This is a genomic window from uncultured Microbacterium sp. (assembly GCF_963521645.1).
In the GTDB taxonomy this organism is placed as follows: domain Bacteria; phylum Actinomycetota; class Actinomycetes; order Actinomycetales; family Microbacteriaceae; genus Microbacterium.
The window spans coordinates 26,597-36,448 of sequence record NZ_CAUQVQ010000024.1; the positions used below are offsets into that span (position 1 = coordinate 26,597).

At 67.7% G+C, this 9,852-nt stretch carries 7 protein-coding genes and 1 other RNA gene; 5 read left to right on the top strand and 3 right to left on the bottom strand.

What is annotated here, in order from left to right:
• Positions 1 to 27: 27 nt before the first annotated feature.
• Positions 28 to 384, top strand: an RNA gene (gene rnpB / locus RWO82_RS07755) — RNase P RNA component class A.
• 2 nt (positions 385 to 386) lie between these two features.
• On the opposite strand, the gene RWO82_RS07760 is transcribed toward rnpB, so the two are convergent.
• Both RWO82_RS07760 and ppgK read right to left on the bottom strand, forming a co-directional pair.
• Complete coding sequence (locus tag RWO82_RS07760; RefSeq protein ID WP_314425339.1) at positions 387 to 1,817, bottom strand: amino acid permease; 1,431 nt, start codon at positions 1,815 to 1,817, stop codon at positions 387 to 389.
• A 210-nt stretch (positions 1,818 to 2,027) separates the two neighbouring features.
• A complete protein-coding gene (gene ppgK / locus RWO82_RS07765; protein WP_314425341.1) occupies positions 2,028 to 2,774 on the bottom strand; it encodes a polyphosphate--glucose phosphotransferase in 747 nt (248 codons plus the stop codon).
• A gap of 70 nt (positions 2,775 to 2,844) precedes the next feature.
• On the opposite strand from ppgK, the gene RWO82_RS07770 reads away from it, so the two are divergent.
• From RWO82_RS07770 to RWO82_RS07785, 4 genes are read left to right on the top strand one after another with little or no spacing between them, the layout of a single operon-like run.
• On the top strand, positions 2,845 to 3,060 hold the full coding sequence (locus RWO82_RS07770) for an SPOR domain-containing protein (RefSeq protein WP_314425344.1): 216 nt from the start codon (positions 2,845 to 2,847) through the stop codon (positions 3,058 to 3,060).
• 2 nt (positions 3,061 to 3,062) lie between these two features.
• Positions 3,063 to 4,400, top strand: coding sequence for a type I glutamate--ammonia ligase (gene glnA, locus RWO82_RS07775; RefSeq protein ID WP_201469871.1), 1,338 nt, complete (start codon positions 3,063 to 3,065; stop codon positions 4,398 to 4,400).
• Positions 4,401 to 4,409: 9 nt separating this feature from the next.
• Positions 4,410 to 7,385 (top strand): bifunctional [glutamine synthetase] adenylyltransferase/[glutamine synthetase]-adenylyl-L-tyrosine phosphorylase, encoded by a 2,976-nt coding sequence (locus RWO82_RS07780; protein ID WP_314425350.1) that lies wholly within the window; start codon positions 4,410 to 4,412, stop codon positions 7,383 to 7,385.
• Positions 7,386 to 7,431: 46 nt separating this feature from the next.
• Positions 7,432 to 8,355: a diacylglycerol kinase family lipid kinase gene (locus RWO82_RS07785; protein ID WP_314425352.1), complete on the top strand. Its 924-nt coding sequence runs from the start codon at positions 7,432 to 7,434 to the stop codon at positions 8,353 to 8,355.
• Here RWO82_RS07785 and RWO82_RS07790 read toward each other — a convergent pair.
• A complete protein-coding gene (locus RWO82_RS07790) occupies positions 8,342 to 9,487 on the bottom strand; it encodes an AI-2E family transporter (RefSeq protein ID WP_314425354.1) in 1,146 nt (381 codons plus the stop codon). The two genes, RWO82_RS07785 and RWO82_RS07790, sit on opposite strands and share 14 nt — an antisense overlap.
• Positions 9,488 to 9,852 lie beyond the last annotated feature (365 nt).

Here is a 9,852-nt window from a genome sequence, read left to right on the forward strand (position 1 = left end):
GCGCCGGTCGTAGACTGGATCTGCGAATGGGTCGACTGGACGGTCGCGTGGCGGGCAACCGCACCGAGGAACGTCCGGGCTCCTCAGGGCAGGACGGTGGGTAACGCCCACCCGGAGCAATCCGCGAGAAAGTGCCACAGAGAGCAGACCGCCCCGCAAGGGGTAAGGGTGAAAGGGTGGTGTAAGAGACCACCGGGGGCCATGGTGACATGGCCCGCCAGGTAAACCTCGTCCGGAGCAAGATCAGACAGAGGATGTTGACGCGGCTCGCCGAGTCCTCGGGTAGATCGCTAGAGTGCCACGGCAACGTGTCGCCGAGAGAGATGGCCGTCGAAGGGGCGAAGAACCCCGGAACAGAACCCGGCGTACAGGTCGGCCCATTCGCATCATCGCCGCCCGGTGCGTCGCACGAGCGGCCAGCACAGCACGAGCACGCCGGTGGCGATCAGGCTCGTCCAGACCTGTGTGCGACCTCCCTCGCTGAACATCATCACCACGATCACCGCCGCGATGCAGGCGATCAGAAGGATGTTGAGCCACGGGTGCAGCCACATCTTGAGCCGGAGGTTCGCGACCTCCTCGGGCGTCATCTTCTGCCGGAGCCGCCACTGCGTGAGGGCGATGAAGACGTAGACGAACAGGGCGACGAGTCCGGCCGAGTTCATGATGAAGTCGAAGATCCCCGATCCCGGAGTCAGGAAGTTCACCAGGGTGGCGATGAGCCCGCCGCTGGTCGACGCGAGCAGCGCCATCACCGGCACGCCGGTCTTCGACCGCTTCGCGACGATCTTCGGCGCGAACCCCTGCCCGGCGAGCGCCGCGAACATGCGTGACGCGGAATAGAGTCCCGAGTTCAGAACAGAGATGACCGCGGTGAAGATCACCAGCTGCATGATGATGCTCGCGCCAGGGATGCCGAACTGCTCGAGCGCATAGGTGAATGGCGCGGTGGCGACGTCGGTCGGAGCCGGCAGTTCGTTCCACGGCACCACGGTGACGATGATCAGCACCGAACCGACGAAGAACAGCAGGATCCGCCAGATGATCGTGCTGGTGGCCTGCCGGATGCCCTTGGCGGGGTCCTCCGATTCAGCCGAGGCCATCACGGCGATCTCCGTACCGAAGTACGAGAAGATCACGAGCGCCACGCCCGTGAACGCGACGCCGAAACCGTTCGGAGCGAAGCCGCCGTGATCCCACAGGTTGGAGATCGAGACGTCGGCGTCGGGCCACAGGCCGAAGGCGAACAGCAGACCCGCACCGAGGAAGACGATGATCGCCAGCACCTTGACACTGGCGAGCCAGAACTCGACCTCGCCGAAGGCGCGGACCGAGATGACGTTGGTGCCGACGAAGATGCCGATCAGGATCAGCGACCAGGCCCACGACGGAAGCGCGGGGAACCAGCTCGCCATGGTCTCGCCGCCCAGCACCGCCTCATAGGCGAGCACGCCCACCCAGAAGTACCAGTAGAGCCATCCGACGAGGTACGCGGCCCAGTTGCCGAGCCCCACCCGTGCGTACTCCATGAACGAGCCGATGGCAGGTCGCGATGCGGCCATCTCCCCGAGCATGCGCATCGCGAGGAACACGAGCAGTCCGCCGATCAGGTACGACAGCACGGCAGCGGGGCCCACTGCACGGATCACGTTCCCGGACCCGACGAAGAGGCTCGCGCCGATGATCCCGCCGAGGGTGATCATCGTGACGTGGCGGGATCGCAGTTTCTTCGCGCGCGGCCCGTCCGCGGGGACGAGGCCGGCAGTGGTGTCGGGCGACACCGGTCGGTCCCAGGACGACTCGGATGGTCGGTTCATCTCGACGCTGCCTTTCGTGTGCGCCCGCCTGAGCCTCGGCGCCGTGGTGCGGAAGCGCTGCGTCGATCGGAAGGGACGCGCGGGGATGCCATGGTGGCACGTGTCGGGACAGCGCGCAGTATTCTCGTCGGGCCCAGACGCGAAGAGGGCCCAGACGCGAAGAGGGCCCTGCCGGCTCGGCAGGGCCCTCTTCATGTCTGTGGTCGCGGATCAGTCGCCGGCGAGGGATGCGGCGCCGATGATGCCCGAGTTGTTCCGGTGGATCGCGGGGACGATCGGGGTCTTGAGGTCGAGAAGCGGGAGGAAGTCTCCCGCGTTCTTCGACACGCCGCCGCCGACCACGAAGAGGTCGGGGCTGAAGAGGAACTCGATGTGGGAGTAGAACTTCTGCAGACGCTCGGCCCATTCCGCCCAGGTCAGGCCCTCGCGCTCGCGTGCGGAGGTGGCGGCGTAGGTCTCGACGGACTCGTACTCGCCGAAGTTGAGGTGTCCGAGCTCGGTGTTCGGCAGCAGCACGCCGTCGTACAGGAAGGCGGAGCCGATGCCTGTCCCGAGGGTGGTGAGCAGGGTGAAGCCGCGCACGTCGCGGGCGGCCCCGTGGCGTGCTTCGGCCACGCCGGCCGCGTCCGCATCGTTCACGAAGACGATGTTGCGACCGAGACCGTCGCGGAAGAACTTCTCCGCGTCGAAGTCGATCCATTCCTTCGAGACGTTGGCGGCCGAGAGCGTCTTGCCGCGCTTGACGATGGCGGGGAACGCCACTCCGAGGGGGAGCGTGGAGTCGTGCACGTCGAGAGTCTTCAGAACCGTCTGCACCGCCTGCAGCACGTCCTGGGGAGAGGCGCCCTCGGGGGTGGGCACGCGTACCCTGTCCGAGGCCATGATGCCGTGCTCGAGGTCGACGATGCCTGCCTTGATACCCGTGCCGCCGATGTCGACGCCGATCGCTTTTGCCATGCTCGATAGCTTAGCGACCGACGTCAGCGCAGATAGGATCGATGACACCACGTGAAGAAGGGGATCGGCCATGTCGAACGGCGATGAGAAGTACTGGTACAACCTGGAGACCGGCCAGGTGGAGTTCGGCATGATCTCCGCGTCCGCCGACCGTGTCGGACCCTTCGATACAGAGGCCGAGGCCGCTCGTGCGCCGGAGAAGCTCAAGGAGCGCTCGCGTGCCTGGGCCGAGGAGGAAGCCGCCGAGAGCGGCTGGGACGCCGGCACCGGCAAGGGCGCTGAGTGACCGTGGACAAGCAGAGGGATTTCGTCCTCCGGACGATCGAAGAGCGCGGCGTCAAGTTCGTGCGCCTGTGGTTCACCGACGTCATCGGCACGCTCAAGTCCGTCGCCATCGCGCCGGCCGAGGTCGAGGGCGCGTTCGCCGAGGGGATCGGATTCGACGGATCGGCCATCGAGGGACTGACTCGGAGCTACGAGTCCGACCTGCTCGCGCAGCCCGACCCGACGACTTTCCAGACCCTGCCCTGGCGCGGTGAGATCGACCCGACCGCGCGGATGTTCTGCGACATCACGACGCCCGACGGACGACCCGCGGTGTCCGACCCCCGCCATGTGCTCAAGCGCACGCTGGCGAAGGCGGCGGACGCGGGATTCACGTTCTACACGCACCCCGAGATCGAGTTCTACCTGCTCAAGTCGTCGTCGTTCGGTCCGGAAGGACCGGTGCCGGTGGACTCGGCCGGGTACTTCGACAACGTCCCTGGAGGCACGGCTCACGACTTCCGTCGTCGCTCGGTGCGGATGCTCGAAGACCTCGGCATCTCGGTCGAGTTCAGCCACCACGAGGGCGGGCCCGGTCAGAACGAGATCGACCTCCGGTACGCCGACGCTCTCACCATGGCCGACAACGTCATGACGTTCCGCACGGTGATCAAGGAGGTCGCGATCGAGCAGGGCGTCTACGCGACGTTCATGCCGAAGCCCCTCAGCGGGCACCCGGGAAGCGGCATGCACACGCACATGTCGCTGTTCGAGGGGGAGCGCAACGCGTTCTACGAGGAGGGCGCGAAGTACCAGCTGTCGAAGACCGGTCGCCACTTCATCGCCGGCCTCCTGCGCCACGCGAACGAGATCTCCGCCGTCACGAACCAGTTCGTGAACTCCTACAAGCGACTCTGGGGCGGCGACGAGGCCCCGAGCTTCGTGACGTGGGGGCACAACAACCGCTCCGCGCTCGTGCGGGTACCGATGTACAAGCCGAACAAGGGCGGTTCGTCGCGGGTCGAGTACCGCGCTCTCGACTCCGCAGCCAACCCCTATCTCGCGTACGCGCTCATGCTGGCCGCAGGCCTGAAGGGCATCGAGGAGGGGTACGAGCTCCCGCCCGAGGCGGAGGACAACGTGTGGTCGCTGAGCGACGCGGAACGACGCGCGCTCGGTTATGCATCGCTCCCGGCCAGCCTCGATCACGCGCTGGAGTACATGGAGACGTCCGAGCTCGTCGCCGAGACGCTGGGCGAGTCGGTCTTCAACTACGTGCTCCTCAACAAGCGCAAGGAGTGGGAGGCCTACCGCGGCCAGGTCACGCCGCTCGAGTTGAAGAACAACCTCGAGCTCCTCTGACGTGCCGGCATGGCTCGCTCAGACGGATCGGTCTCCCTCTCGGCACTCGCCAGGCTCGGGTTCGCCGAGCTGAGCGAAGCGGCGGCGAACCTGGCTGAGCTGGGCGAGCTCCTCGGTTTCGACCGCGCGACTCTTCTCGACGGAGCCGTGGCTGCCGATCCCGACGCCGCCGTCGACGGACTGCTGCGTGTCGCTCGTCGCGACGCGCAGCCCGTCGCGGCCGTCTTCGCGGATGCGGACGCGCGCCGTAGCGCCTGGCGCGTGTTCGGCGCCTCGAGCGGATTCGCGGACTTCTTCCTGCGGCACCCGGGCGAGATCTCCGTGCTCGGAGAGCCGCTCGGGGCCCTTCCCACGGCCGATGAGCTGCGACGTCGACTGCTCGACTCCGTGAGCGCTCACGAAGGTTTCGCCGCCTCGGGCGATGATGCTGCGGTGATCGCGTTGCGGGTCGCGTACCGGCGCAATCTCGCTGCCATCGCCGCGTTCGACCTCGCCGCGCACAATCCGGTCATGGTGCTGCCTGCGATCGCCGCGGCCCTGGCCGACATCGCCGGCGCCGCGCTCGAGGCGTCGCTCGCCATCGCGCGGACGCGGCTCGCCGATACCCTGCGCCGCGACCAGGTGGCGGCGACGCGGCTCGCGGTGATCGGCATGGGCAAGGCGGGTGCGCGCGAACTCAACTACGTCAGCGACGTCGACGTCATCTTCGTCGGCGGAACCAGCGACGAGGAGATCGTCGACGAAGCGCGTGCGATCGACATCGCGACTCGGCTCGCGCGCGAGACCATGCGCGGCCTGAGCGGCATCGAGGTGGAGCCTCCGCTCTGGGAGGTGGATGCGGCCCTGCGTCCCGAGGGCAAGCAGGGAGCGCTCGTGCGGTCGCTGTCGTCGCATCTCGCCTACTACGACCGCTGGGCCAAGAGCTGGGAGTTCCAGGCTCTGCTGAAGGCTCGACCGCTCGCCGGCGATGAGGTGCTCGGCGCCGAGTACATCGCGGCGGTGCAGCCGAAGGTGTTCTCGAGCGCGGCCCGCGAGAACTTCGTCGACAGCGTTCAGCGGATGCGTGAGCGCGTCATGGAGTACATCGATCCGGCCGACGCCCCGTACCAGCTGAAGCTCGGCTCCGGAGGACTCCGCGACATCGAGTTCACCGTGCAGCTGCTCCAGCTCGTGCACGGCCTGACCGACTCGCGTCTGCGCACGCGCGGGACGCTGGAGACGCTCGACGCGCTCGTGGACGGGGGATACATCGGCCGCGCGGAGGCGGGCACGTTCGCGGACGACTACTGCATCCTGCGCGTCATGGAGCACCGGCTGCAGCTGCGTGAGCTGAGCCGGACGCATCTGATGCCGCGGACTCCTGCCGGGCTCCGCGTGCTCGCACGCAGCTCGGGACTCGCGGATTCCGGTGAGGCCATCTGGGCGCGATGGGAGAGCGTGCGCCGCGAAGTGCGCGACATCCACACCAAGCTCTTCTACCGGCCCCTTCTCAGCGCCGTCGCCGCGCTCCCGGAGGAGGAGCGCACCCTCTCGACCGCGCAGGCGCATGACCGCCTGATGGCGATCGGCTTTCGCGATCCCGCAGGCGCGCTGCGGCACATCGGCGCGCTCACCACCGGGCTCAGCCGCAAGGCCACGATCCAGCGTCATCTGATGCCCGTCATGGTGCGGTGGTTCGCGGACGGCAGCGACCCGGATTACGCCCTGCTCGCCTTCCGGCGGATCAGCGAGCGGCTCGGCGACACGCCCTGGTTCCTGCGCATGCTGCGCGACTCCTCAGGCGCCGCCGAGAGCCTGACCCGACTGCTGTCGTCGTCGCGCTACGTCGGCGAGCTCATGGAGTGGATCCCCGAGTCCGTCGCCTGGCTCGACAGCAGCGATCTGCTGCGGCCCCGCAGCGGCGCTGCCATCGACGAGGAGGCGAGGGCGATCCAGACCCGCCACGAGTCGATCGGCGGCGCGCTGCAGGCCGTGCGAGCCCTGCGGCGGCGCGAACTGCTGCGCACCGCGATGGGCGGGGTGCTCGATGTGCTGACGATCGAGGAGATCGCGCGCTCGCTCACCGAGATCACCGAGGCGACGATTCAGGCTGCTCTGCGCGCGGTCCGGCGCGAGATCGTCCCCGAGGAGGACGACGCGATGGACTTCGCCGTCATCGCGATGGGGCGCTTCGGGGGCGCGGAACTGGGCTTCGGATCCGATGCCGACATCCTGTACGTCTACGACGCGAACGGAGTCGACCCTCAGCGCGCGCAGTCGCTCGCCACCCGCATCGTCGCGGGCCTGCGTGAGCACCTCACAGATCATCGTGTCCCGCTCGACCTCGACGCCGACCTGCGTCCCGAGGGGCGCAACGGACCGCTTGTGCGCACGCTCGACGCGTACGCCGAGTACTACCGTCGCTGGTCGCTGTCGTGGGAGGCCCAGGCGCTCCTGCGTGCACGAGGCATCGCGGGCAGCGCGAAGCTCGTCGCTCGCTTCACGCAGCTCGCCGACAGCATCCGGTATCCGGCGACGATCGATCTGCAGGGCACGAGGGAGATCAAACGGATCAAAGCGCGCGTCGAGGGTGAGCGGCTGCCGCAGGGAGTCGACCCCCGGCGGCATCTGAAGCTCGGCCCCGGCACCCTGAGCGATGTGGAGTGGCTCGTGCAGCTGCTGCAGCTGCAGCATGCGAACGAGGTCCCCGCGCTGCGGACCACCTCGACGCTCGGTGCCCTCGATGCCGCTGTCGACGCAGGGTTCGTCCCGTCGGACGCGGCCGAGCTGCTGCGGGAGGCGTGGCTGCTGTCGAGTCGCCTGCGATCGGCGATCACCCTGTACACGAACAAGACCAGTGACGTCCTGCCGACCGAGCCGCGTGATCTCGACGCGGTGGGGAGGCTGCTCGGCTACCCCGATCGTTCCGCGAGTGTGTTGGAGGATGACTACCTGGGTGTGACACGGCGCGCCCGCAGAGCATTCGAGGACCTGTTCTACGGGTGATCGCCCTTGCGATCCCCGACCGCCCTGAAAAGGAAGCAGCTGAACCATGACGAACGCGAAGATCGCTGTGATCTGGAACCCCTCCAAGCCCGGAGGCGACAAGTTGAAGGACGCCGTCGACGATGTCTTCGGCGACGTCGAATCGCCGGTGCAGTGGTGGGAGACGTCCGTCGAGGATCCGGGGAGGGGCATGGCCGCGGAAGCGGTCGCGGCGGGCTGTGACATCGTCATCGCCGCGGGTGGCGACGGCACCGTGCGCGCCGTGGCGGAAGGCCTGGCCGGCAGCGGGGTCGCACTCGGCATCGTGCCGCAGGGAACGGGGAACCTTCTCGCTCGCAACCTCGACGTCCCCCTCGGCGACATCGCTGCCGCACTTCAGCGGGTCCGCGACGGCGAACCTCGGGCCATCGACATGGGCTGGGTCGAGCTCGAGGGAGAAGAGCACGCGTTCGTGGTCATGGTCGGGTTCGGGATCGATGCGCAGATGCTCGTCGAGACCGACGAGGACCTCAAGAACCGGGCCGGCTGGATCGCCTATGTCGAGGCGATGGGTCGGGCGCTCGCGGGCACCGAGATGACGGACATCACCCTCACGCTCGACGACGGGGAGCCCCAGGGCCTGCGCGGTCATACGATGCTCATCGGCAATTGCGGCATGCTGCAGGGCGGGATCCGTCTGCTGCCCGACGCTCTGATCGATGACGGGCAGCTCGACATGCTGCTCGTCAGCGCGGACGGTCCTCTGCAGTGGCTCGACACCGTCCGCTCGTTCATCTGGGAGAACGGGATCCGCCGAGCATTCGGTGCGGTCGATCAGGCCGTGAGCACGGAGTCGACCACGCACGTCGCCGCCGAACGCATCACGGTGACACTCGCTTCACCGCAGACGTTCGAGATCGACGGCGAGGAAGTCGGCGAGGTCTCGGAGTTCGCCGTGCGAGTTCAGGCGGGCGCACTCACGGTTCGCTGAGCGTCCCGGGGGGCACGAGCTTGCTGTCCTGCAGCGGGAAGACGACCTTCTGCACGACGATGATGATGCTCGCCGCGACGGGGATCGCGACGAGCGCGCCGAGGATCCCTCCCAGAGCACCACCGGCGACCGCGGCGATGACGACGAGGGCGCCCGGCACGGCGACCGCCTTGTTCATGATGCGAGGAGAGAGCACGTACGCCTCGATCTGCATGTAGACGAGGTAGTAACCGAAGGCGATCAACGCGGTCACAGGACTCACGATCAGGCAGATCAACGCGTTGATGATCGACGCGCTCAGGGTGCCGACGAGCGGGATCATCGACCCGATGAAGGCGATCAGGGCGAGCAGGGCCGGCACGGGTGCACCGATGATGGTCAGCACGATGAGGCTCAGGATGCCGTTGATCAGCGCGAGACTGGCCTGGCCCATCACGTAGCGTCCGACCGCACCCGAGACGTCTTCGAGGAGCTCTCCGAAGGTCTCACGCTGGTAGGAGGGGACGAAGCGCACGGCGACGCGCTTCATGCTGCGCAGCGAGGCCATGAAGTACAGCGTGAGGATGAGCACGATGGTCACACCCGTGAAGCCTCCGGCGATTCCCGCGCCGACCGCGAACACTCCTCCGCTGATGTTGAGGATGTTCCCGGGGTCCTGGACGAAGCTCAGCACCCCCTGGGCCGCGTCATCGAAGGTCGTGCCGAATTGCTCGCTGACGTCCTTGAACCAGGCGCTGGCCATGAAGTCCTCGATCATCTTCGGGCCGTCCTCGATGAGGTTCGTGACCTGCTCGACCAGGAGCGGCACGATCGCGAGGATGATGCCCGCGAACGCCAGGAGCACGACGGAGACCACGATGGCCACCGCCGCGGGGCGGGGGAGTCTGCGCTCGATGAACGAGACGATCGGGTCGAGGCCGAGGGCCAGGAAGACCGCGACTCCGATGTAGACGAGCACGGTCGCGAGCTGATCGACGATGCCGCCGATGAGGAGAGCGACGAGCACGCCCAGCGCGCCCAGGAAACCGTACGTGAAGGGGTTTATGCGGGCCAGCGCTGCGGCGGCCGTCCGGGGCTGCGCGGGCAGCCGCTCGGCGGCTGCGGACTTCGCCCTCATCGTGGTGCGGCGCATGATCATCCCTCTTCCGTTGTGACCCCTCAGTTGACCATCGAGATCGATGCCGGTCAAGCGGGGCGCGCCGGGTGGCGCGGGCCGGGCAGCGGATGCTATGCGTCGTGTCGCCCGACGGTCAGGACCTTCCGCGACGTCGCAGTGCGAGGAACGCGCCGGCGCCGAGTGGTCGTCGGAATTCACGAAGGTGCAGTGGATGTCCGCACCAGGAGTGGACCGACAGCGACGGCCGCTGCGGTAAGCAGTCGGGGAGCCTCGACGGATCGGGCAGGGCGTTCCGGGCGCACGAAAGAGCCCGTCTCGGCCGGGGCCGAGACGGGCTCTTCTCGCGGGAGGTCAGACGCCGTAGTACAGCTCGAACTCGA

Bases quoted from the DNA above. Each gene is read 5' to 3' on its own strand.
- RWO82_RS07760 (WP_314425339.1), bottom strand. From the start codon at position 1,817: ATGAACCGACCATCCGAGTCGTCCTGGGACCGACCGGTGTCGCCCGAC.
- RWO82_RS07780 (WP_314425350.1), top strand. From the start codon at position 4,410: ATGGCTCGCTCAGACGGATCGGTCTCCCTCTCGGCACTCGCCAGGCTC.
- RWO82_RS07785 (WP_314425352.1), top strand. From the start codon at position 7,432: ATGACGAACGCGAAGATCGCTGTGATCTGGAACCCCTCCAAGCCCGGA.
- RWO82_RS07790 (WP_314425354.1), bottom strand. From the start codon at position 9,487: ATGCGCCGCACCACGATGAGGGCGAAGTCCGCAGCCGCCGAGCGGCTG.
- RWO82_RS07770 (WP_314425344.1), top strand. From the start codon at position 2,845: ATGTCGAACGGCGATGAGAAGTACTGGTACAACCTGGAGACCGGCCAG.
- ppgK (WP_314425341.1), bottom strand. From the start codon at position 2,774: ATGGCAAAAGCGATCGGCGTCGACATCGGCGGCACGGGTATCAAGGCA.